The 24,234-nt window shown below is 63.9% G+C and carries 19 protein-coding genes; 7 read left to right on the forward strand and 12 right to left on the reverse strand.

Annotated features, from left to right (window positions below; translation table 11 throughout):
• Positions 1-4: 4 nt before the first annotated feature.
• Complete coding sequence (locus tag LDB05_RS11685) at positions 5-1,159, reverse strand: hypothetical protein (protein WP_226004165.1); 1,155 nt, start codon at positions 1,157-1,159, stop codon at positions 5-7.
• A gap of 198 nt (positions 1,160-1,357) precedes the next feature.
• On the opposite strand from LDB05_RS11685, the gene LDB05_RS11690 reads away from it, so the two are divergent.
• Complete coding sequence (locus LDB05_RS11690) at positions 1,358-2,158, forward strand: alpha/beta fold hydrolase (RefSeq protein ID WP_226004166.1); 801 nt, start codon at positions 1,358-1,360, stop codon at positions 2,156-2,158.
• Between the two features lie 765 nt (positions 2,159-2,923).
• Here the strand turns inward: LDB05_RS11690 and carB are convergent.
• Complete coding sequence (gene carB / locus LDB05_RS11700) at positions 2,924-6,100, reverse strand: carbamoyl-phosphate synthase large subunit (protein ID WP_226004168.1); 3,177 nt, start codon at positions 6,098-6,100, stop codon at positions 2,924-2,926.
• A gap of 266 nt (positions 6,101-6,366) precedes the next feature.
• On the opposite strand from carB, the gene LDB05_RS11705 reads away from it, so the two are divergent.
• The gene (locus tag LDB05_RS11705; protein WP_226004169.1) at positions 6,367-8,802 is read left to right on the forward strand and encodes a hybrid sensor histidine kinase/response regulator; all 2,436 of its coding nucleotides are present in this window, start codon (positions 6,367-6,369) and stop codon (positions 8,800-8,802) included.
• Positions 8,803-8,829: 27 nt separating this feature from the next.
• Here LDB05_RS11705 and LDB05_RS11710 read toward each other — a convergent pair whose 3' ends face one another.
• From LDB05_RS11710 to LDB05_RS11735, 6 genes are all read right to left on the reverse strand, one after another.
• A complete protein-coding gene (locus tag LDB05_RS11710) occupies positions 8,830-9,045 on the reverse strand; it encodes a hypothetical protein (protein ID WP_226004170.1) in 216 nt (71 codons plus the stop codon).
• A gap of 179 nt (positions 9,046-9,224) precedes the next feature.
• Positions 9,225-9,761 (reverse strand): DUF5815 family protein, encoded by a 537-nt coding sequence (locus LDB05_RS11715; RefSeq protein ID WP_226004171.1) that lies wholly within the window; start codon positions 9,759-9,761, stop codon positions 9,225-9,227.
• A gap of 86 nt (positions 9,762-9,847) precedes the next feature.
• On the reverse strand, positions 9,848-10,123 hold the full coding sequence (locus LDB05_RS11720; protein WP_226004172.1) for a hypothetical protein: 276 nt from the start codon (positions 10,121-10,123) through the stop codon (positions 9,848-9,850).
• Positions 10,124-10,306: 183 nt separating this feature from the next.
• Positions 10,307-10,717 (reverse strand): DUF7124 domain-containing protein, encoded by a 411-nt coding sequence (locus LDB05_RS11725; protein ID WP_226004173.1) that lies wholly within the window; start codon positions 10,715-10,717, stop codon positions 10,307-10,309.
• Positions 10,718-10,793: 76 nt separating this feature from the next.
• On the reverse strand, positions 10,794-11,021 hold the full coding sequence (locus tag LDB05_RS11730) for a DUF7979 domain-containing protein (protein WP_226004174.1): 228 nt from the start codon (positions 11,019-11,021) through the stop codon (positions 10,794-10,796).
• 203 nt (positions 11,022-11,224) lie between these two features.
• Positions 11,225-12,463: an NAD(P)/FAD-dependent oxidoreductase gene (locus LDB05_RS11735; protein WP_226004175.1), complete on the reverse strand. Its 1,239-nt coding sequence runs from the start codon at positions 12,461-12,463 to the stop codon at positions 11,225-11,227.
• 290 nt (positions 12,464-12,753) lie between these two features.
• Here LDB05_RS11735 and LDB05_RS11740 point away from each other — a divergent pair, with 290 nt between their 5' ends.
• Positions 12,754-13,302 (forward strand): DUF6149 family protein, encoded by a 549-nt coding sequence (locus tag LDB05_RS11740; protein ID WP_226004176.1) that lies wholly within the window; start codon positions 12,754-12,756, stop codon positions 13,300-13,302.
• Between the two features lie 170 nt (positions 13,303-13,472).
• Here LDB05_RS11740 and LDB05_RS11745 read toward each other — a convergent pair whose 3' ends face one another.
• Together LDB05_RS11745 and LDB05_RS11750 are read right to left on the reverse strand one after the other, a co-directional pair.
• Positions 13,473-14,816 carry an ABC transporter substrate-binding protein gene (locus LDB05_RS11745; RefSeq protein WP_425498563.1) on the reverse strand — a complete coding sequence of 448 codons (1,344 nt, stop codon included), beginning with the start codon at positions 14,814-14,816 and terminating at the stop codon, positions 13,473-13,475.
• 406 nt (positions 14,817-15,222) lie between these two features.
• Positions 15,223-16,563, reverse strand: a complete 1,341-nt coding sequence (locus tag LDB05_RS11750; protein WP_226004178.1) for an ABC transporter substrate-binding protein — start codon at positions 16,561-16,563, stop codon at positions 15,223-15,225.
• 274 nt (positions 16,564-16,837) lie between these two features.
• Here LDB05_RS11750 and LDB05_RS11755 point away from each other — a divergent pair, with 274 nt between their 5' ends.
• From LDB05_RS11755 to LDB05_RS11770, 4 genes are all read left to right on the forward strand, one after another.
• Positions 16,838-19,939, forward strand: a complete 3,102-nt coding sequence (locus tag LDB05_RS11755) for a methyl-accepting chemotaxis protein (RefSeq protein WP_226004179.1) — start codon at positions 16,838-16,840, stop codon at positions 19,937-19,939.
• A gap of 131 nt (positions 19,940-20,070) precedes the next feature.
• Complete coding sequence (locus LDB05_RS11760) at positions 20,071-20,949, forward strand: homoserine kinase (RefSeq protein WP_226004180.1); 879 nt, start codon at positions 20,071-20,073, stop codon at positions 20,947-20,949.
• 4 nt (positions 20,950-20,953) lie between these two features.
• A complete protein-coding gene (locus LDB05_RS11765; RefSeq protein ID WP_226004181.1) occupies positions 20,954-21,295 on the forward strand; it encodes a hypothetical protein in 342 nt (113 codons plus the stop codon).
• A 124-nt stretch (positions 21,296-21,419) separates the two neighbouring features.
• Entirely contained in the window at positions 21,420-22,943 is a 1,524-nt protein-coding gene (locus LDB05_RS11770; protein WP_226004182.1) for a DUF7289 family protein, read from the forward strand.
• Between the two features lie 48 nt (positions 22,944-22,991).
• Here the strand turns inward: LDB05_RS11770 and LDB05_RS11775 are convergent, their stop codons facing one another.
• Both LDB05_RS11775 and pdxS read right to left on the reverse strand, forming a co-directional pair.
• The gene (locus LDB05_RS11775; RefSeq protein WP_226004183.1) at positions 22,992-23,129 is read right to left on the reverse strand and encodes a hypothetical protein; all 138 of its coding nucleotides are present in this window, start codon (positions 23,127-23,129) and stop codon (positions 22,992-22,994) included.
• Between the two features lie 97 nt (positions 23,130-23,226).
• On the reverse strand, positions 23,227-24,135 hold the full coding sequence (gene pdxS / locus LDB05_RS11780; protein WP_226004184.1) for a pyridoxal 5'-phosphate synthase lyase subunit PdxS: 909 nt from the start codon (positions 24,133-24,135) through the stop codon (positions 23,227-23,229).
• Positions 24,136-24,234: the final 99 nt, after the last annotated feature.

Below are 24,234 nucleotides of genomic sequence, written 5' to 3' on the forward strand. Positions count from 1 at the left end.
GATCCTACTGTTCTGAAGGGGCGATCCACTCCCCGTTCGCGTAGTTCTCGGCCGAGAGCGATTCGACCGAAAACGCGTCCATCGAAACGGTCGTGGTCGCGTTCGTCGAATTCGAGCGGTTTCCGTCGCCGGTATCGGTGCTGTTGCCGTCGCCATCGCCGGAGTCGGGAGCCCCGACCGTTCGCTCGAGGATCGTCCCCCCGTCGCCGACCGCGACGTCGTACGCCGATCCGCTCGCGACGCCCGACAGTTTCGATTCGAGATCGGTTTCGTAGGACTTCCACTGGCCCGCCGACTGCCGCTCGTAGATCGCACCGCCGTCACCGGCCGCCAGCCCGCCCTCGCCGTCGCGGTCGACGGCGCGGATGGCCCGTCGGTTGTCGTCGACGACGTGGGGCGTCCAGCGAAAGCCGTCGTAGCGGTAGATGATCCCGGAGCCGGCCGCGACGTTAACGTCTCGCTCGCCCTGGCTCGCGAGATCGAAGAACGCGCCGCCGGCGAAGCCGATGCCGATCTGGTCCCACGTCTCCCCGCCGTCGGCCGTCTCGCCGACGAACTGGCTCGTCGTGGAGACGTGCCCCGCCTCGCGATCGTAGAAATCGATGCCGGGGATCGTCGACCCCCCGCCGGGTTTGACGACCTCGTTGTACTGCATCGCACCGCTGTCCTGGCGGACCCCGGCGAGGAGTTCGCCGGAACCGTTGACGAAGTAGACGCGCTCGTTCTCGCCGGCCGATCCGCGGACCGCGCAGTCCTCCCAGGTGCTCGTCTTGCCGCCCGGCGCGGAGTAGTTGGTCAGCGTTCGCGTTTCGACGTCGTACTCGCCGATGACGCCGCTCCCGCCGACGAACCAGACCGCTCTGCCGTCGTCGGTGGCATCGATTCCGGTCAGGCGACGACTCCGGGCCTGCGGGCCGTAGTCGACGACTTTCTGCCAGTCGCCCCCGACTCGAGCGACGACGTTGCCGTTCGCACCGGCCGCGAACGGCCCGGCGGCGGTGTCGACCGCGTCGTTGAGCGACTTTCCGGTCGGCGACTCGACCTGTTGCCACTCGGTGTCGTTCGATTGTGCAGTCGCCGCCGAACCGACCGTGAGGACGCCGGCAGCAGTCGATGCGGTCGCGAGCCGAAGGACGTCGCGTCGGGTTCGTTGAGTCATGGGTACTCGACAGCCGGGGTACCGCTCGAGCGAATAAAAGCCCATAAGATATTGTAGTCGGATATAGCGTCTAATTTGGATAGTTCAGCCGTCTCGTACGCCTTCTAGCAGTCCACTGCTGAGGATGTCTTTCGATGAACAGCGAACGTGTCAACATCGATGCAGAGGGTCTACACGCTCCGCTACCGTGTATCGACTATGGAACTGAATCACGTGCGCCGAGGTTCTGGAGAGCCGTTACTCCTCGTTCACGGACTGGGCGGCAGCTGGCGGACGTGGCGACCCGTACTCGAGTCGCTGGCCGCCGAGCGAGAGGTGATCGCCGTGGACCTGCCCGGTCACGGTGGAACGCCGCCGTCATCCGGCGAGGCGTCTGTCGACAGCCTGGCCGACGACGTCGCCTCGTTTCTGACGGCGAACGATCTCGAAGAGGTCGACGTCGTCGGGAACTCGATGGGCGGGCGGCTCGTGCTCGAGCTCGCACGGCGGGGCGACGTCGGTGCGACCGTGGCGCTCGATCCCGGCGGGTTCTGGAAAGGGTGGGAGCGGTACTTCTTCTACGCGACGCTCGCCCCGTCGATCCGCCTCGTTCGCCTGCTCCAGCCCGTGATGGGGCGGCTCATGAGTAGCGCCGTCGGTCGCACGCTGCTCCTGGCCCAGCTCTCCGCGCGTCCCTGGGACCTGCCCGCTGACGTCGCGCTCGAGGAGATGCGAACCTTCGCGGACTCGCCGTCGTTCGACGAACTGCTGCGTCGATTGGCCTTCGGTCCCGGTCAGGAGGGCACGGATTCCACTCCGGGGCCGGTCGTGCTCGGCTGGGGCCGCAAGGATCGAGTTACCCTCCCACGGCAGGCGAAACGCGCCGTAGAACGGTTCCCCGATGCGAGATTGTACTGGTTCGAGGACGCCGGACACTACCCACACTGGGACGCTCCCGAGGAGGCGACGCAGTTGATACTCGCGTGTACCGGCGAAACGGCGGAAGCGGTTCAAAAATAGGGCGATCCGGTCTTGTTGAAACTCTTGCTGGCAAATATAACGGATGAATAGTCCGAGACAGGATGGATTCCCTTCCGAAGTCACGCCTCCTCCGGGCGATTATTCGAGATTCTGAGAGGAATGTGCGGCTGAATACAGAGGATGAGTTTAGCACAGCGACTCCATTTATTTCGCGCCGAATTAGGTGTACTTTCTGCTCAGTAGACCCGCTTACTGAGCGGCTGCCACAAGCTGTCTCGCACTTAATCAAAAACCGGAGTGGTGTGAAAATCTGTAGTGTTAATCCGTATTCGAGACGTCAATTCTACTATGCCCAACGGAGAGAGTGAACGAACAATCGCTGCATGTCACACCTGCGATTCCGTTTATGCGGCTCGAAAATGGAGCGACGGGACAATTCAACCGATCGGGAGGCCTGGCTGTCAATGTGGATCAACACAGTTTCGAACAATCAAAAATACGGGTACTCCCGTCATCTCAGAGGAGAAAATCAAATGATCGCTATTGATTAAATCTGAGTACCGTCTGAATCCACCTGCTGTGTTCCACATGCCGTTCTTGATACGGACTCAGTAGGTTACAATCCGTATCGGTATATCCTTCACCTGTACCGGGCGATCACTACCCTTCGTATATCGGTTCCCAGTCTGTACCACATTCGCGCACTCTATTCAGCACAGGGTCCGAAACATATCCACGCGTGAAGGTTTCAACAGAGCCGACGATCCGCAATCGAGGAAATCGATCTCGATCCGACGCCGCGATCTACTCGGACGTGCCCCACTCGGCGGCGTGCTTCGGGCGAGAGGAGATCGATTGGACCTCGAGTTCCCCGTCGAAGCTATCGAGGGCTTCGACGTAGGCCTCGGCGCTGGCGACGGTCGACAGGTAGGGAATCTCCTCCTCGACGGCCATCTCGAGGCTGTCGCGGTCGCGGCTGACGACGAAGTCGACCTCGTTCTCGCGGATCGCCTGCGGGACGTCGTCGAACTCGGCGACCTCGAAGTGGTTCTCGAAGCCGTCGACGTCGAGGTCGACCACGGCGGTGCCCTCGCTGACGGCGTTGTCGGCGGCCTGCTGGGCCTTCCAGTAGGCCGTGCCGAACTCGCTGGCCGTGCCCATGACCTCGCCCGTGGACTTCATCTCCGGGCCGAGGCGCGGGTCCGAGCCCGGCAGGCGATCGAACGGCAGGACGACCTCCTTGATCGAGGTGTGTTCGGGGATCTGCTCGTCGGTCTCGAGGCTCGCGAGGGTCTCGCCGGCCATGACCTTCGCGGCGAGCTTGGCGATCGGAACGCCCGTCGCCTTGGAGACGAACGGGACGGTACGCGAGGAGCGGGGGTTCGCCTCGAGCACGTACACTTCGCCGTCGCGAACGGCCAGCTGGACGTTCAGCAGGCCCTTGGTCTTCAGCGCCGACGCGATGTCTTCCGTGACCTCGCGGACGCGCTCGAGCGTGTCCTCGTCGAGCGAGCGCGGCGGGATCATGCAGGCCGAGTCGCCGGAGTGGACGCCCGCGCTCTCGACGTGTTCCATGATACCGCCGATGAGCACCGTGCGGCCGTCGGAGACCGCGTCGACGTCGAGTTCGACCGCGTCCTCGAGGAAGTCGTCCACGAGGATCGGTTTGTCTGGGGCGACGCGGACCGCTTCCTCGATGTAGGTCTGCAGTTCCTCGTCGTTGTAGACGACGTCCATCGCGCGGCCGCCCAGCACGTAGGAGGGGCGGACGAGGACGGGGTAGCCGATGTCGTGGGCGAGCTCGAGGGCTTCCTCCTCGGAGAAGGCGGTGCCGCCCTCCGGTTGGGCGATACCCAGCTCGTCCATAAGGGCGTTGAAGCGGTCACGGTCCTCGGCGAGGTCCATCGCCTCGACGGACGTGCCCATGACCTCGCAGTCGAGGCCGCGGCGTTTGAGTTCGTCTTCGAGCGGTTCGCCGATGTTGACGGAGGTCTGGCCGCCGAACTGGACCATCACGCCGTCGGCACCGGTCGCCTCGGCGACGTCGGCGACCTCCTCCGCGGTGATGGGCTCGAAGAAGAGTCCGTCGGAGGTGTCGTAGTCCGTCGAGACAGTCTCGGGGTTGTTGTTCACGACGTAGGCGTCGATGCCGAGGTCGCGCAGCGCGCGGACCGCGTGGACCGAACAGTAGTCGAACTCGACGCCCTGCCCGATGCGGATCGGGCCGCCGCCGACGACGATCACGCTCTCGATGTCGCGGTCGACCTCGAGTTCGCCCGCGGCGGCGTCGCCCAGCAGCGGGCCGGACTCGAACTCGGACTTGCGCGAGGAGTAGTAGTACGGCGTCTCGGCCTCGAACTCGCCCGCACAGGTGTCGACCTGCTTGTAGGTGCGGCCGGGAACGTCCGTCTCGACGGTGTCGACGTCGGCGCCGGCGGCGGACGCGATCGTCGCGTTGGTGTGGCCGGCGATCGCGGCCTCGGTGAAGTCGCCCTCCTGGGCGGCGAGCGTCGAGTCCGCGATGCGCTTGTACCGCTCGGTGTACCACTCGAAGATTCCGGTTAGCTCCTGAACCTCGTCGACGGTGTAGCCGCGCTCGAAGGCCTCGAACATCGCGTAGGGACGGTCGGGCGACGGGCGCACGAGATAGTGCTCCTCGAGTTCCGCGTCGCTGAGTTCGGCCCAGTCGACGTCGGGTTCGTACTCGCTCGAGCGAAGCGCCTTGAGGAGGGATTCCTCGAAGGTGCGGCCGATGGCCATCGCTTCGCCGGTCGATTTCATCGCCGTCGTCAGCTCGAAGTCGACGTCGTCGAACTTGTCGATGGGCCAGCGGGGCACCTTCGTCACTACGTAGTCGATTGCGGGCTCGAAGGCGGCGGTCGTCTCGCCCGTGATTTCGTTCGTGATCTCGTGGAGGCGCTTGCCGAGCGCGACCTTCGCGGTCACGCGGGCGATCGGGTACCCCGTCGCCTTGGAGGCCAGCGCGGAGGAGCGGGAAACCCGCGGGTTGACCTCGACGACGCGGTACTCGCCGCCGGGGGTGCCGTCGTCGCGCCAGGCGAACTGGATGTTACACCCACCTTGGATACCGAGTTCGCGGATGACGTCGAGCGCGGCGGTTCGCATCTCCTGGTGCCCCTCGTCGGGGACGATCTGGGAGGGCGTGACGACCGTCGACTCGCCCGTGTGGATCCCCATCGGGTCGATATTCTCCATGTTGCAGATGATGATACACGAGTCGTCGGCGTCGCGCATCACTTCGTACTCGTACTCGACCCAGCCGGCGATCGACTCGGTGATGAGCACCTCGCTGTTGCGGGAGAGGCGCAGTCCCTTGCGGACGCGACGGAGGAGTTCGTCCATCTCGTGGACGACGCCGGAGCCGGAACCGCCCAGCGTGTAGGTCGTCCGGGCGATGACCGGTAGCCCGCCGACCTCGTCGACGGCGGCTTGTACGCGCTCTTTCAGGCCCTCTTCGGTCATGTCGGCGACCGACTCGCCCTCCTCGAGCGAGATGGTGGTCGACGCGGGGACCGGCTGCCCGATCTTCTCCATGCGCTGGCGGAAGAGGTCGCGGTCCTCGGTCGCGTAGATGGTATCCAGCGGCGTGCCCATGATGTCGACGTCGTACTCCTCTAAGACCCCCTCCTCGGCGAGTTCGGCGGTGACGTTCAGGCCGGTCTGGCCGCCCAGTCCGGCGATGACCCCGTCGGGGTTTTCTTTGCGGATGATCTCGGCGATGGCATCGGTCGTGATCGGCTCGATGTAGACCTCGTCGGCCATCTCCGGATCCGTCATGATCGTCGCCGGGTTCGAGTTCACGAGGACGACGCGAGCGCCTTCCTCCTGAAGGGCTCGGCAGGCCTGCGCGCCCGAATAGTCGAATTCGGCGGCCTGTCCGATCTGGATCGGGCCGCTCCCGATCAACAGGATCGTGCGCCCGTCGCCCGTCTCGGCGTCTGTGGCAGTGTCCGTGCTCATTTGTCTTGTCGAATCGGAGTTCGCACATCGTAATAAGCCCCACGATACAGTACGAATCTCGAAACGGCTTTTCGAAATTCGAACTCTCCGCGTCAGGGGATACGCAGGATCACTCCGATTCCCCGGATAGCCGCCGCTCCCTTCGGTTGGTTGTGAATTGCACCCACGGCGTGGGAACGGAGGAATCCGACGTTGGGGTCGGATATAACCGCGGTCCGTGGCCACACATCTTATGTCGGCTCGTTCCGTCTCTTCGGATAACCTAGATGACTGCGTCCGGATCTATCCGTTTCCAGCGGCCCACTACCGTCATCTACGCCGACCCGGACACGGAAGACCGCCGCCGAACCGTCGACGGACTCGAGTCGGCCGCCGACGGCCTCACGGTCGATCCAGTTGCGACGCCGGGCGAGCTCCGCGACGCGCTCGCGGACGTGGACGAACGCGCATGTGTCGTCATCGAATATCAGTTTCCACAGACCGACGCGCTCGCACTCTACGAACGCCTTCGGACCGACGATACCGCGAACCTTCCGTTCCTGCTCTACACTGCTACCGGCGACGAACGACTCGCCAGCGACGCCCTCACGGCCGGTCTGTCGGGATACGTTCCGAAGGGGCTCGAGGACTCGATCGATCGGCTACTCGCCCAGGTTCGGATGGCAACCGACGATCCGGAGCGGGCGGCCGAGGGGGAAGCGGACGTCGACCAATTACGGCCGACAGCAGAACGACGGGCGCTCCAGGCCGAACGCGACCAGTACGCCGCGCTCTTCGAACACAGCCCCGATCCGACGCTCCTGGTCAGGGCAGCCGAAACCGACCGGATCGTCGACGTCAACCCCGAATTCGAGGCGACGTTCGGGTACGATCGGACGGACATCGCCAGCGAATCGATCGACGACCTGCTCGTCCCGGACGACGACGAACCGGTGTGTATCACCGAGAGCGTCGGACTCGAGACGGTTGTGACGGCCGCCGTCGAGCGATTGACCGCCGACGGACGACGGGATTTCTTCCTGCGAGGGTTCGCCATCGAGATCGACGGCGAGATTTACGAGTACGTGATCTACACCGACATCAGCGAGCAGAAACGCCGGGAACGCGAACTCGAGCGCTACCGAACTCTCGTGGATACGGTCGGCGACCCGATGTACATCCTCGACGACGACGGGCGGATCGAGATGGCCAACGACGCGATGGCGGACGCCCTCGGGACGACTCGCACCGATCTCGTCGGCACCCGGCCCTCGAACTACATGTCGGCCGAGGACGTCCAACGGGCGAAGGAAACGCTGTCCCGGATTCTCGCCGACGAGGATCGGACGTGGGGAACCTTCGAGATGGAGTTCGACCCGCTCGACGGCGACGCGTTTCTCGTCGAGAACAACGTCGCACCGCTGCTCGAGGACGGCACGTTCACCGGCAGCGTCGGTGCCATCCGCGATATCAGCGACCGCACGGAGCGCGAGCGACGGATCCGACGTCTCCACGAGGGGACCAGACGACTCATGGCCGCGGAAAGCGCCGAAGAGGTCGCCCGCGTCGCGACCGAGATCGCCCACGACGCGCTGTCGCTCGAGATCAACGGCATCCACCTGTACGAAGAGTCCGCCTCTCGTCCCGTCCCGGAGGGCGAGGAGAGCGTCGCGACCGATCCGAGCAACGACTCATCACAGCAACGCGGCGTTCTCACTCCGGTCGCGATGACTGACGAAACGGAGGCGCTGCTCGGTACGATCCCGACGATCGAGCCCGGCAATAGCATCGCCTGGGACGCCTTCGAAGCCGGCGAAACGATCGTTCACGGCGACGTCCGCCGCGCGGGGAACGTCCGCAATCCCGAGACGCCGATCCGCAGCGAGGCCCACATCCCGCTCGGCGAGGAAGGGATCTTCATCGTCAGTTCGACGACGCCGAACGACTTCGACCCGGAGACGATCACGCTCGCGCGGATCCTCGCGGCCAACGTCGAAGCCGCGCTCGAGCGCGCCCGCCGCGAGGACGAACTCGCCACTCGTACCGCCGAACTCGAGCGCCAGAACGATCGACTGGACGCCTTCGCGAGTACCGTCTCCCACGACCTCCGGAACCCGCTTACGCTCGCCGCGGGTCACCTCGAGAACCTCGAGGCCCACGTCGACGGCGAGGGTGAGCGATACCGCGAGGAGATCGGGTGGGCGCTCGATCGGATGGACGACCTCATCGAGAACGTCCTCGCGCTCGCGCGGAGCGGGCAACGGCTGACCGACACGGCACGGATCGAGCTCGACGACGTCGTCGACCACGCCCACCGGACCGTCGACCCGACCCTCGATCTCGTCCGGACGGACCCGTTGCCGACGGTTGAGGCCGACGAGGACCGCCTGCTCGTCCTCTTCGAGAACCTGTTCCGGAATGCCCTCGAGCACGTCGGGACCGACGTCACGATCACGATCGAGGCGACCGACGACGGGTTCGCGATCGCCGACGACGGCCCGGGCGTCCCGGCGAGCAAGCGGGAGGCGATCCTCAAGTCGGGGTACAGCACGTCCCCCGACGGTACCGGCTTCGGCCTCGCGATCGTCTCCGAAGTCGTCGACGCCCACGGCTGGGCGATCACCGTCAGCGAGAGCGACGCGGGCGGGCTCCGATTCGATATCTCGACGGCGGACGAGCACGGCTCGAGCGTCGCGACGACCCCAGTTCAGGACGGACAGTAACGCAAGATAGCGGTACCGTGGCTCTTCTCAACGATCTCCCGTCTCAGGCTCGAAGAGAGCGGTGAGCGTTCGGCCGAGTTCGGTATGGAAGAGCCGGTAGTAGATGAACGGCCCGGAGACGACCAACAGCGTGGCGAGCCGGGTCCATCCGAGCCGAGTCTTCGGGAGCCCCTTGCCGGTCGTCCGGGCCACCGCCTGCGGAAAGACGGCGGGATACAGCGACTGCAGGTGCGGCGCGATCACCTCCCTGAATCAGGCGATCACCACGAGCATGAGCAGGAGCGCCTCGACCGCGAAGCGCTGGAATGCCCGGTTTTCAAGCAGTTCCGTGCGATTCAGCGATGACGCGACCAGCAGGTGGTGGCGGGGATCTCATAAAAATCCGCTCAGCCACACTATCGAGAGCAGACCAAATCGAGCCGCTAGATCGGCTGGTCGTGCTCGCTCTCGAACTCTCGTTCTCGTCGGTACTGCTCGACGAACTCCGCGACGTCGAACTCGAGCATCTGCGACTCGAACTCCGAGACGGCGGTGTCGTCGTCGGCGTGACTGATCGCGTGCTCCATGAGTTCGACGACGAGTTCGACGACGATCTCGTGGAGCCGTCTGGCATCGAACTCGGTCATCCACAACAGCGTGTAGCCGACCGCACCGTCGTCGCTCGCGTCGTGGACGACGACGTCCTCGGGGAACTCCTCGAGGACGACCCCCATCAGGTGGGGCGTCCCGAACTGTTCGAACTCGTCGTCGGTGTCGATCGTCTCCTGCAGGATGGCGACGAGCGATTCCGGGAAAAAGCGCGAGGGCGGGTGGACGTCCGTCACGACCGCGTGGGTGTCGCCGCAGGGACAGGAATACTCGCGCATCCCCAGATCGATCTCGTGGGGATCGACGGGCTCCCCACAGGGAAGCTCGAGTCGATCACCGTCGCCGGAACCCGGGGCGGTGGGTTCTACCATTGCCAGTAATTCGATTGGGCCGGGCATAAGGGCGACGACTCGGGGAAACCGACCTGTGATGCGTCCGCTCGGCAGCCGATTGGGAGTCAGGTATCGCTATCGGCATCGATCGGCACGTTGCAGTGCTTACAACGTTCGCGATCGGGTTCGTTCCGCGTACCACACTCGGAACAGTTCCTCCGAACGGGTGAAGTCGTATCGTCACCGAAAAGTGCCATCTGGCCGATGAGAACGAGGCCCGCGAGCGCGAGGAGACCGCCCAGCCCGCCAGCCAGGCCAGACACCAGAAGGAACCGCGCTGCAAACGCCAGTAGGGGGATACCGATGATTGGATACAGCATTTCTTTCGGTATTTTATACATATCTTTACAGATGAGAATGTACGAATAAAAGTTGCTATGTAGTTATCTATCGCGATGGATATTCGCGTCGCTGCCCCGATCAGCGATTCTATGGGTACCGAAGGGAGAAGAGGAAGCCCAGTCTCCAACACGGGGAAGCTTCTGGACGACGAGAATCGTGGCTAGAGAACGAGCCGCTGTGGCTTACGGCCAGTCGTCGCGAACCTGCTCCGCGTCGTCCTCGTCCTCGTCGGCGTGGGTCGCCAGGATCCAGTCGGCCGCCTCGGCAGCGTCCTCGACGGCGAGATACTCCCACCCGACCTCGTCGGCCAGTTGTTCGTCCTCCTCGCTGGCCCCGATGTAGACGTAGCGGCCGGTGTCGAACTGGTCTTTGACGCCTTCGAGGCTCTCCGCTTTTCCGCGCGGGCCGGAGAAGAAATCCTGTCGGATGCGGTTCTTCCGCGTGAAGTTCGTCACGACGTAGGTCGGTTTCTCGGAGACGACGCCGATGTACTCGGTCCAGCCTCTGGCGTCCTCGAACACGCGCTCGGGCGAGGCGACCTCTTTGAGCGCCTCGAGTTCGAACGCCAGCGTCATGTCGCTGTCGCCGTTCATACGTCGTCGAACGCGTGCAGGCGGGAAAACGACTTCGATACGGGCAGCGCTCGGCAGGCAGCGGGAGCCGACCGTCTCACTCCCGTTCGACGCGGTAGTAGTCCGTGAAGACGATGACTTCGCCCGGTTCGAGATCGGGCGTCGGATCCGCTATGCGGTGATCGCCCGTGACGGCGTCGTAGAACGCTCCAAACGTCTCCGAATCGAGTTGGTCGACGTGCCGAACGGTCGTGTTCGCCGGAATCGAATCGACGCGCTCGAGCGCCAGCGACCGGCGGCGGAGTTCGCTCGCTGCCATGTTCATTGTTACCGAATGTCTCACACCGTCTTAATAGTTCCGCCGTTGGGACTGGCCGGTCGCAATCGGGAATCAGTCGTCGGATTCGGACGATAGCACGGCCTCGACGGGACTCGAGACGGATACGCAGTGCTGGCCGCTGTGGGACAGCGGTGATAGTGACATAGCGGGAGAGAACGGGACCGTTCGAACGAAGGAGCGCTACCGAACTACTGTTCCTGGGGCGGTGCGAGTTCGTCCAGGTCGACGGACTGTTCGAGCAGGACGTCGGCCTGATCGGCGACGACGCGCTGTTCGCGCATCAGCTGTTTGAACTTGCTCTGGGGCGAGAGATCGCCGATGAGAACGCCGCCGACGATCTTGCCGTCCTTGAACGCGATGCGTCGCCACTCGGTGTCGCTGTAGCGGCGCTCGGCGTGTTCGTCGCCGAGGGTCGGATGACCGAAGGAGAGGAAAGGGAAGTCGAAGTGAGTAATGGAGTAGGAAGAGACCCACTGGAACCCTTCGGCTTCCTCGTCGGCCGCCATGTTGACTGCGGCGACGCGGCCCTGTTCCTTGGCCGAGCCCCACGAGCCGTTCTGGCCCTGTTCGCCGAGCAGGACGTCGTAGAACTGGGTGAGATCGCCCGCCGCGTAGACGTCCTCGACGTTCGTCTGCATGTACTCGTCGACGACGATCCCGTTGTCCTGCTCGATACCGGCTCCACGGAGGAACTCGGTGTTGAAGGTGAGACCGATGGCGGCTCCGACGAAGTCACACTCGTAGCGATCGCCGTTGGGATCGACCGCGGCGGTAACGTGATTATCGTCGTCGACCTCGAAGTGATCGACGCCGCTGTCGAAGACGGGCTCGACGCCGACCTCCCGCATACCCTCGTGCATGATCTCCGCACCGTCCTTCGAGAGCGCGTATCGCCACCATCGGTCGCCACGCATCAGGTAGTCGGCTTCGATACCCTGTGCGCCACAGACGGCCGCGAAGTCGATGCCGAGCAGACCGGCACCGACGATGACCCCCTTGTCCGCGCGTTCCGCGTGCTCGCGAATTCCGCGGGCGTCTTCGAACGTCCAGAAGTGGTGAATACCGTCAGCATCGCTGTTGTCGACCGGCAACTGTGTCGGCGTCCCGCCGGTCGCGACGAGCAGTTTGTCGTAGGGTATTTCGCCGCTTTCGTGTGTGTGTACGACCTTCCCGTCGGTGTCGACGCTCGTTACGTAGGTGTTCAGCGAGAGTTCGATATCTCGGTCCGCGTACCAGTCCTCGTCGTGGATCGATATCGGTGCTTCGGGCAGTTTTCCCTTCGCGTGTTCCTTGATGAGAATCCGATTATACAGTGGCTCCCCCTCATCGGTGATGACGGTAATCTTCGCATCCGGGTCTTCCTCCCGGAGGGTCTCGGCTGCCGAACTACCCGAGATCCCGTCACCGATGATGACGTACTGAGTCATATCCGGATCGTTCGTAATGCGGGTTAAAGTGGGTTGCTATCTCGTCTATCTTGCCGGACCGGCTGCTACAGCACAACGATCGTAAACTAAACACCGAATATGTTCATCGATGTGTACTGTATCCGGATATATCGGCACCGTTTCTCGAAAGAGCAACGTTTGCTTCCATCTCCGACACCGGGTCTCGAGGGCGGGTACCAACCCCATTTCACGGTATATGGGACCGGAAGACGTGCTGACTACCATCGTTGTCCGAACCGTTCTTCAGTGTCTGCTCCCAAGGCGGAGACATGAAACTCCGTCAGAACGCGAAACACTTCGCCTATCGGAAGTCCCTCGAGACGCCGGGCATCCGCTCGGTCGCCAAGTCGGGACTCGTGCGACTGCACACCAAGATCTTCACCGGCAAGGCCGATCCGGCCCACGCCGACGACCGCAAAGCCCATCTCGACGGGCTCTTCGACGCGACGATGGACGCCTACCTGCGGGCGCTTCAGGAAGGCTACTCCGAGGCCGAGGCCCGCGAGATCACGCACATTCAGGCCAACTTCGACTTCTACAACCACGGCTGGACCGAGATGATGGAGTTCCCGGCGGACGAACTCGAGGAGCACTACGACCGCTACGGCGAGTTCTTCGACCGCTGGGACGTCACGATCGCCGACCCGCTCGGCCAGTTCGCGCCGCCGGAAGGGCTTCCCGAGGCACCCTCGACTCCCGAAAAACTCGAGGATCCCGACCATCCCCACGCGGAGGGCGGCTTCGCCGACGACGTCTACGTCGAAACGGACGACGGCGAGCTCGTGGTCGGTGGTCGCGAATCGGCCGACTCCGACTGACGAGGGCGGGAGCGATCGTCGACGTCGCCGTCGTAGAAGGACTGCTCGCTGGCAGCGGTCGGTTCGTCACGGCGGAAGATGCGCTCGAGGCCGTAGCCGACGACTGACGGTCGGTCCCGGAATCCTCCGAAGCAATACGTGGTGACTCGGTGGGAACGCGGGCGATTTCCTCAGATCCAGGGCGGTTTGGCGTACTCCGCCGTCGCCTGCGATTCGGGCCAGATGATCTCCTGTACTCCCTCGCCGTCTTCGTTTTCCTGCCACTGCAAGTAGACGACGTCGGGATCGTCACGGTTGTACACGAGGTCATGGGGATAGTCGTGGTCCCGGCCGTAGAACTCGACTGTTCCGGAACTACCGGTGAAGCTCATGCCCTCGAGGGCCCCGACGAGTTCCTCGGAATCGAGCGTGCCAGTGGTTCTGACGGCCTCGGCGAACATGGCGACCGCATCGTACGAGTGATAGCCCGTGTAGACGGGATTCGATCCGTTGAAGGTGTCTTGATATCTCTGCACGAACTGTTGAGTCTTCTCAGTACGCGTACTCTGTGCCGTCGCGCTGCTCTGAGTGATTCCGTACCGGCAGGCGCCGTTCGTCGCCTCGTAGTACGACGGGAGCTGCATCGGGACGTGGATCCCGCCGAAGGCGAACGGCCGCGGCTCGGGGGTAACCCAGTCCAGCAGCGCGGCCGTCCCGGTGTGGGCAGTCGTGATAAAGGCCGCATCCGCTCCCTGCTCCTCGACTTCGTCGTAAATCGTCGAAAAATCGTCCGTTGCCGGCGGATATCGCCGTTCCACGGCGATATCGATCCCCGTATCAGCGAGCTGACTCTGGTACACGTTCCACGGTTGTTCGGTCCACTCGTAGTCCTCCGCGAGGACGGCAATAGAGTTCCAGCCCATGTCGGCGGCCATATCGTCCACGAAGTCCACCTGCATCCGACCGAGGTCGTAGTCGTTGTTCGGCCCCGCACGGAAGTGGTACTTGTAGTCCTCGTACTGCTCTTTCACCAGTCGGCTCGCCGCCGTCGTCGCCGCGCCGGACGTGAGATGGATCGTCTCCTGTTCGGCGATGTCGTCCATGATGTTCATGAGCGCCTCGCTGGCGAAGACGCCCACCGTGACGTCGGCCCCTTCCTCGAGGATGAGCCGCTGGTATTGGCGACGGGCCTCGAGGGGACTCCCGTTCGTGTCCCCGACGACCAGTTCGACATCTCTGCCGTCGATTCCGCCCTGTTCATTGAGTTCCTGGACTGCGACCTGCGCCCCGCGTATCATCGACCGGCCGATGAAGTCGCTGGCGGGATCGGGAGCCAGCGCTCCGACCGTGATCGGCGGGTCACCGTCGTTGGACCCAACAATCGATCCGGAAGCCCCGAGACAGCCCGCGAACGAAATCGCGGTCGCTCCCCCGACCCCCGTTTTGAGAATCGCGCGCCGATTCACCGCATTCGGTCGTCCGTCGGAAACCGACGCCGAATTCGGATTCCCGCTATGAGACCCACGTTCAGTCATTCTATACCGTACTCTATGCCTAGACTTCATAACAGTTGTGGGCAGATAACATGGAACAATAGTCGATGAAATACGACATATTCATAGACAAAATTACAAGAAGACCGGATGACGATCCGAACACCTCCAGCCGACCGTGTCGCCAAGGTAACACCGACCGGGTACGACCGGCCGCGAACGCTCACCGGCCGGTATGCAAGTGTCGCATTCGGGACCGCAACGGAGAATCAGTGGGAATTACCGGGCGGCCACATCGGATCGCAGGCGATTCCGGTCGGTAGACCGCAACGCGGTAACAGAAGGGGAAACAGCAGCTGTTCGTCGATCGACGGTCGATATCTCACCGCAACGAGCGGGCGATTCCGGTCGGAAGAGACCGTCGAAACCGGGCCGTCGGCAAAACGGCCTACAACCAGTCCGGAGTCAGATACTCGGCGTCGTCAGCTGCGTGTTTGTCGGGCCAGATGACTTCCTGGACCCCTTCGCCCGCGTCGTTTTCCTGCCACTGGAAGTATACCGGGTGGACGTGGTCCTCGCCGTAGATGACGTCGTGGGCGTGGTCGTGCTCTCGATCATGGAACTGGATGTTCCCGGTGGTGCCGGTGAACTCGGTCGCCTCGAGCGGCTCGATCAAGTCCTCGGAGTCGAGGGTCTGCCCGCGCTCGACCGCGTCGGCGAACACGTTGACCGCGTCGAAGGCGATGTACCCGGTGTAGACCGGGCTGGATCCGCCGTTCTCCTCGCGATACGTCGAGACGAACTCCGACGTTTTGGGCGTCAGATCCGCGGTCGGCGTCGCGCTGGCGTAGCCGACGGCGTACTCGCAAGCACCGTCGGTCAGTCCGTAATACGACGGGAGCTGCATCGGAACGTGAATGCCTCCGAACTCGAAATTCCGCTCGGCCGGCCCCCAATCCTGTAGCGCGGCGGTTCCGGTGTGCGCGGTCGAAATGAACGCCGCGTCGGCGTTCGAGTCCTCGACCTCGGTGTAGAGATCGGAGAAGTCGTCGGTCGCCGGTGGATACCGCTGCCACAGCTCGACGTCGATCTCGGTGTCGGGAAGATTCGCCTGGTAGAACTGCCACAGCCCGTCGGTCCAGGCGTAGTCCTCGGCGAGGACGGCGATGGAGTCCCAGCCGATATCCGCACCCTTCTCGGTCAGGAAGTCGATCTGTGCCTGCGCGAGGTTCGCACCGTTGACCGGACCGGCCCGGAAATGATACTTGTAGTCGTCGTAGGACTCCTGGACCATCTGACTCGCCGTCGTCGTCGCCGAGCCGACCGTGAGATGAACCGTCTCCTGTTCGGCAATGTCGTCCATCAGCGCCACGAGCGCCTCGCTCGTGGAAACGCCGACGGTGACGTCGGCACCCTCCTCGAGGATGAGCCGCTGATACTGGCGTCGCGCCTCGAGGGGACTCCCGTTCGTGTCCCCGACGACCAGTTCGACGTCCCGGCCCCGGACGCGGCCGTCCCTCTCGTTGAGCTGGTCGACGGCGAGTTGAGCACCCCGCACGATCGAGCGACCGGTCGAATTGCTGTCCGGGTTCGGTGCGAGAACGCCGATCGTCACCGGATCGACGTCGTCGCCGTCGACGATCGATCCGGCGGTTCCGAGACACCCCGCCACCGAGAGACCGGCGGCACTACCCGCGGTGGTTTTGAGTATCTGGCGTCGATCGAGCCCCCGTCGATCGACCGTTGAAGGGGTTTCGCTGCCGCCGTATCCGTGATCGGCATCGTCCATATTGAGCAATGATTTCGATCTAACTTTCTTAACGGTTGCGAAGAATATCACGGCGGGGTTAACATTCGTAACGAGTATTCTTCAGAGTCCGAAAGTTGTTCATCTACACTGGGACAAGTATAATACAGTCAGATTTACCTGAGAATCACAGATTACGTGATCTTGTTCGCGAAAATTGCTGTCCGGGCTCAGATACGGCACTCGAAGCCGATTATCAGCCCCGATAACCGAGGATGACAATTTATGTAGCAACGAACTCACGCGTCTCTTATCCATGGATTTCGTTCGACGATTGGTGCCGACAGCCATCCGACGCAGGTACGCGGTCAAGTTCGGGATCGCGTTGCTCATACTCGGGTTATCGGTCGGCCTGATCGGATACGGTGCTACGGGGGCAATCTCGAATCAGGTGGAGGATCGCGTTCAGAACGATCACGCGGCTGCAGCGGGCCAGGAAGCCCAGAGTCTGCAGATGTGGAACGAACAGAACGAACACACGATCGGGACGATCGCCAGATCGGACGTCGTCGCCAGCGACGATCCGGCGGCGATCCAGAACCGCTTCCTCGACTGGAAGGAACACCTGGACGCTGACACGTTCGATATCTCCTACGTTGACGTCGAGAACGAGACCGTGACGGCGAGCACGAACGAGGAGTTCCGCGACGCCTCGACCAGCGACCTCGAGAACGTGCCGACCGACGCCTACTCGGGCGCGTCGACGAACGTCCCCTGGGTTTCGGACGCGTACCTCGCGGACGGCGAATTCGGTCAGGACACGACCGTGATCACCTACGTTCAGCTCTCGCCCGAAAACGAGGACCGAGCGATCGTGTACACGGCCAATCTCGAGGCGTACGCGAACCAGCTGCAAGACGACGAGGGCGTCACGACGATGGTCGTCGACGGCGACGACGAGATCATGCTCGACAACGCCGGCTATGGCGGAGAGGGGCATCACGGCGACGGACATCAGGACGGGAGTGACGGTCACGAGCACACCACGCTCGGCCTCGCCTACGAAGACACTAACGGGCTCCTGCAAGACGCCCGTACCGAAGGCGCGACCACGCGACAGGTCTCGGCCTCGTCGCTCGCGTTCGGAGACGACCCGTACAACTTCCAGAGCGGCGAGCACGACGACTACGTCGCGAGTTCGGCGCGCGTCCTGGGTACCGACTGGGTCGTCGTCAGCCACGAACCCTCGAGCCAGGCGCTCGGGTACGTCCAGGGTATCCAGCAGTACGGGATTTACGCGACGATCCTCGGCATTCTCATGATCGGCGCGGTCGGTGCCGTCCTCGGTCGAAACACCGCCGTCTCGATCGACCGACTCACCGACAAGGCCAGCCAGATGGAGGAGGGGAACCTCGACGTCGACCTCGAGACCAAGCGGATCGACAACATCGGCCGGCTCTACGACGGGTTCGACTCGATGCGCGTCGCACTCCGTGAACAGATCGAAGAGGCCGAAGCCGCCCGCGAGGAGGCCGAACGCGAACGCGAGCGCGTGCAGGAAATCAACGATCACCTCCAGGAGAAGGCCGCCGAGTACTGCGCGGTCATGGGCGACGCCGCGGACGGCGACCTCACCGCCCGCGCGAACGTCGAGAGCGACAACGAGCAGATGCAACAGATCGGCGAGGACTTCAACGAGATGCTCGACGAGATCGAGCAGACCATCGCCGAACTCAACCGGTTCGCGACCGACGTCGCGACCGCCTCCGAGCAGGTGACCGCCTCGAGCGAGGAGGTCCGATCTGCCTCGCAGCAGGTCACGGAGTCGATTCAGGAGATTTCCGACGGCGCGGACCGACAGAACGAGTCGCTCCAGTCGGTCAACCAGGAGATGAGCGGGCTCTCGACGACGACGGAAGAGATCGCCGCGTCCTCGAACGAGGTTGCCGACATCGCCGAACGGACCGTCGATACCGGGAAGGAAGGGCAGGAAGCAGCCCAGGCGGCGATCACCGCGATGGACGAGATCGAAGACGAAGCCGGCGACGCCGTCACCGAGATGCGCCGGCTCGAAGAGGAGGTCCAGCAGATCGACGAACTGATCAACACGATTTCCGAGATCGCCCGCCAGACCAACATGCTGGCGCTGAACGCCAACATCGAGGCCTCCCGCTCCGCGGGCGGCAGTGAGGACGAAGGGTTCTCCGTCGTCGCGAAGGAGGTCAAGGCGCTCTCCGAGGACGTCGCCGACGCAGCCGACGAGGCCGAAGACCGGCTCGAGGCGATCCGCGAACGAACCGAGCAGTCCGCCGCCGAGGTCGAGGGAACGAGTACCGACATCGAGAACGCGAGCGAGCAGGTCCAGGACGCGGTGAACGCACTCGAGCAGATCGCCGAACTCGCCCAGGAGACGAACGTGGGCGTCCAGGAGATCTCCGCGGCGACCGAAGAGCAGGCGGCCTCCACGCAGGAGGTCGTCGCGATGGTCGACGACGCGGCGACGATCTCCGAGGAGACGACCTCGGAAGCCGAGAACGTCGCCGCCGCCGCCGAAGAGCAGACCACCGCGCTGACCGAGGTCACGAAGTCCGCCTCGAGCCTCTCCGAACAGGCGTCACAGCTGTCGGAGGCGCTCGACCGGTTCGACACCGACATCGACCAGGCGGACATCCAGCTCGAGGAGACGTTCGACGCGGACGTGGAGGCGACCGGGTCACAGTTCGAAATCGATTCGGACGCCGACGCGGCCGATCAGGATGGCGGAATCACCTTCGACGCGGACGCCGACACCGATCAGGATGACTCGGCGGACACGCTCACGTTCGAGGATGAACCGGACGATGACGCGCTCGAAGGCGAGGATAGTTCGGCCGCGGATACCGCCGTCGAAAGCCAACCGGCCGGTGATTCGGTGACCGACAGTCAGGACGACGAGATCGGTGCGGAAGAGATCCTCGGCATCGAGGAAAGCGAGGACGACGCTTCCGGTGCGGCAGCGTCGATCGAGGACGCCGAAACCGACACGACCGACGTGATCGCGGAGGCCGAGGAAACCGACGACTCGGCGGCCCAACCGCTCGGACCGGTCGACGACGGGAACGAAGCCGACACGGACGACGAACCGGCCGCTCAACCGCTCGGGCCGGTCGGCGACGAGGACGAAGCCGACGCGGACGACGACTCGGCCGCCGAGCCGCTCGGGCCGGTCGATGGCGACGAAGACGGCACTGACGATGCGGACGACGAACCGGCCGCTCAACCGCTCGGACCGGTCGACGACGAGGACGAAGCCGACGTGGATGACGATGGAACCGACAGCGATGACGACGACGGAACCGCCAGTGACGACGGGACCGACAGCGACGACGGGACCGACAGCGACGACGTGTTCACGTTCGGAACGACGAACGACGAGTAGCTGGACCGGCGATTCCAGGGAGACTGCCCGCTGTCGGTTCTGATCGCGTCGGACCGGCGACGGCCGTTCCCTGTGCGATATCGTCGGTGTCGTTCGCTACCTTTTTGCCTGCCGTCTGGGAAGGATTTGGCATGCTTACCGTGCGGGCACCTGCGACGAGTGCGAACCTCGGGAGTGGCTTCGACGTCTTCGGCCTCGCTCTCGGAACGCCCGCCGACGTCGTCCGGGTCGAACGCGCCCCGGAGACGACGATTACGGTGACCGGCGCTGGCAGCGAGTACATCCCGGAAGACCCGAAGAAGAACACCGTCGGCGCGGTCGCGGAGGCGCTCGACGCCCCGGCACGCATCCGGATCGACAAGGGCGTGCGGCCGTCCTCGGGACTGGGATCCTCGGCCGCGAGCGCGGCCGCCGCCGCCGTCGCACTGAACGCCCTCTACGACCGCGGCCGCTCCCGCGAGGAACTCGTCCCCGTCGCCGCGGAGGGCGAGGCGCTCGTCTCCGGAGAAGCACACGCGGACAACGTCGCGCCTTCCCTCCTCGGCGGCTTCACCGTCGTCACCGACGACAACGTCACGCAGGTCGACGCGTCGGTTCCCGTCGTCGCCTGTCTCCCTGAGATCTCCGTGTCGACGCGCGACGCACGCGGCATCGTCCCCGACTCGGCCACCATGGACGAAGTCGTCTCTACGGTTGGCAACGCAGCAACGCTAACCGTGGGCATGACGCGAGACGATCCCGAACTCGTCGGCAAAGGGATGACCGACGAGATCGTCACGCCCGAGCGAACCAAGCTCATCGACGGCTACGAGGGCGTTCGCGAGGCCGCCCTCGAGGCGGGCGCGACGGGCGTGACGGTCAGCGGTGCCGGGCCGGGGATCCTCGCGGTTTGTCACCGGCGTGACCGGCGAGCGATCGCCTCGGCCATGGTCGACGCATTCGACGCGGTCGGCGTCGAGAGTCGGGCGTATCAGACCGCTATCGGGCAGGGCGCGACGCTGTATCGCTGAGTCCATGGGTCTGACGACTGACGGCATCCTCGCTGTCATCGCGCTGGGAGCGTTCACCGGTGGTCTCGCCGTCGCGGGCGCGCCGGTATCGATCACGTTTCTCGCCGTCGGCGGCCTCGGAACCCTCGCCTTCGAAGCTGTCGCGTTCAGCCACAGCGAGACGGTCCGTCAGTACTGGGAGCGACCGGTCGTTCAAGCAGTCACTCTCGCGGGCGCGTTCGCAATCGTCGGCGTCGGAATTGTCGTCTTGCCGTCACGTATCCTCTCGGCGGGGATCGGTGCGCTGGGAGCGTATCTCGTCGTCCTCGCGGTCGTTGCGAGTGCGCGGTTGGAACTCGATAGCTGACCGTGACCGCCCCGAAATTTCGGAGAGCCAAACGGAGTAGACACTATCTACCAGACCGTTATACAGCAGATACCTAGCGTATTCGACCTATAACTATTGATGAATTTCAGGTCTCCGCTTACAAATGGGGGACCAGTTTCGATGCGGCGGGAGAGGTGAGAGACGAGACAACGACTCGGCGGAAGACGGGTCGTACCTGACGACGGGGAGTACCAGCGACCGGGGACAGGCACACGTACTCGGGTTGATCCTCCTCATCGGGGCTGTTACCACTGCGAGCGTCGGTATCCTCGTTTTCGGTTCGACCGGTCTCCACACGCAGCAGACGACCATCGAAACCGAATACGCCGAGCAATCGATGCTCGAGTTCGCACACAGTACGACGACCGTCACCACTGATCGCAGTCCATCTGACGTTTCGCTCGGACCGTTCGACCGCGGCCGCATAGAAATGCGGAACGATACCGGTCGTGTGAACGTGACGTATATCGACGATTCGGGAGAAACGGAGGTGCTGTACGACGAGCCGTTCGGATCGGTGATATACTCCAACGACGACACGGAGATCGCCTATCAAGGAGGCGGCGTCTGGCGGACTGACGGCACCGGGTCGACGATGGTCTCCGCACCCGGCATCGAGTACCGCGAAGGAACGCTAACGTTCCCGATCGTCCACCTCGACGGTGACCGAGTCGGCGGGGATACCGTCGACGGAACCGTCCGACAGGGGGGCACCCCGAAACGGATCGATCTCGGCGAACGACGGAATCGAGATCGGGAGAGCGTCGCGGTTCGGATCGGCATCGAGAGCGAGTACTGCGATGCGTGGGAGCGGGAACTCGAGGAATCGGTCACGGGGAGCGTGACAGAGCGGTGTAAAGAGGGGAAGCCACGACGCGTTCGGATCCGATTGATCGACCCGACCGGGAACAACAGAGCCCTCGACAGCGCCGTTATCGGCGAAACAGTCACCGCCGGCTTCGATGAGAGCACGGGTGCGCGCCCGATCGACGGGGACGCGAACGCTGGGACCATCGACGAGTGGATGGTCAACGGAACGGTATCCGACGAGAACTACGACTACCCCTCGGCTGACGAGAGCATTGACGATGCGCTCGAGGCGTGCGACGGGTTCGAGACGCTGGACGAGGACATCACCGAGCCCGGGGTTTACTGTGTCGACGAGATCGACGGCGGGCACGACTTCGACACGTCCAACGGTGACATAGACGTCGTGGTCCGGGACTCGTTCGATCTGTCGTCCGGGAACGGCGACATAGACGTCGAGGGTGACAACGACCTCACGATCTACGCCGACACGGACCTCGAGGTCAAGGGGAACACCGAGATCGGAAACGAATCCGATCCCTCGCAGACGCGCCTCGTTTTTTCCTCGGAGTCCACCGTACAGACGGTACGCGGCACTCCCGAGATCAGAGCGCTGGTCTACGCACCGGACTCGACCGTCGAGATCAGTGGGACGCCGACGATCGTCGGGAGCATCGTCGGCGACGAAATCGAGATCGACGACGTCGCCGTCGAGATTCGCCACGACGGCAGCCTCACGAACCTCGATCTGATTCCCGGAGCCGGGCCACACGTTCCGTACGCTTCGATCGCGGTCTCCGACGTCGAATTCGACGACTGACTCGGAGCCACCGGTGCGCTGGTTCGCCCGGAAATCCGAATTACGCCTTCAGTCCGTCGGCGTCGCTATCGATGACCGTTCGATCGGCAATCCGCCGGCTGCGGTTTCCCGGAGCAGTCGCTCGGTTCCCGCCGTGATTCGGTCGGCGAGTTGCTCGACGCTGGTCGGAGAATATGCCTGACTCATGTAGTCAGTACGTCGGAGAGGGAGAAAACGGGCGCGCTTGCCGATCGGGTGTCGGTCCGGACCGTCGGCAGGCGTGAACGGATTCAGACGGCAGCAGTCAGACGCCGCGACCTTGCATCTTCTCGTCCTCGGGGAGGTCGGCGTTCGCGTCGCCTTTCATCCCCTTGCCGAGGTTCTTCGAGATCTCCGCGAGCGTCTCGGGATCGTCCCAGTTGTTCGTCGCCTGCACGATCGCGTCGGCCATCTCGGGCGGGTTTTCCGCGCCGAAGATGCCGCTGCCGACGAAGATGCCGTCGCACTCGTGGTGCATCATGAGCGCGGCGTCGGCGGGCGTCGCGATGCCGCCCGCCGCGAAGTTGACGACGGGGAGCCGGCCCATCTCGGCAGTCTCGTGGACGAGCTCCGCGGGGGCTTCGATCTCGCGCGCGAAGGCCTCCCGTTCCTCGTGGCTCATGCCCTCCAACTTGCGGATCGCGCCCTTGATCGTCCGCTGGTGGTGGACGGCCTGATTCACGTCGCCGGTACCGGCTTCGCCTTTCGTTCGGATCATCGCCGCACCCTCGTCGATCCGACGGAGCGCCTCGCCGAGGTCGCGCGCGCCACAGACGAACGGCGCGGTGAACTCGCGCTTGTCGATGTGGTAGGCGTCGTCCGCGGGGGTGAGCACTTCGCTCTCGTCGATCATGTCGACGCCGACGGCCTCGAGGATCTGGGCCTCCTTCGTGTGGCCGATACGGGATTTCCCCATGACGGGGATCGAGACCGAGTCGACGATTTCCTCGACGTCGGCGGGGTCGGCCATCCGGGCGACGCCGCCGCGCTTGCGGATGTCCGCCGGGACGGCCTCGAGCGCCATTACCGCGACCGCGCCCGCTTCCTCCGCGATGCGAGCCTGTTCCTCGTCGACGACGTCCATGATGACCCCGCCTTTCTGCATGCGGGCGAACCCGCGCTTGACGAGATCGGTCCCGCGTCGCAGTTCCTCGAGATCGGTATTGTCGGCCATACTGCGCGCTTAGGAGTCGCCGCACTTACGCGTGTTCTTTGGGGACGGTTCGGCCGGGAGAGTCGAACTTGTCCGGCGAAGTCCCCGAACCAGTCATCG

It is taken from the genome of Natrinema salinisoli (assembly GCF_020405205.1).
Taxonomy (GTDB): Archaea; Halobacteriota; Halobacteria; order Halobacteriales; family Natrialbaceae; genus Natrinema; species Natrinema salinisoli.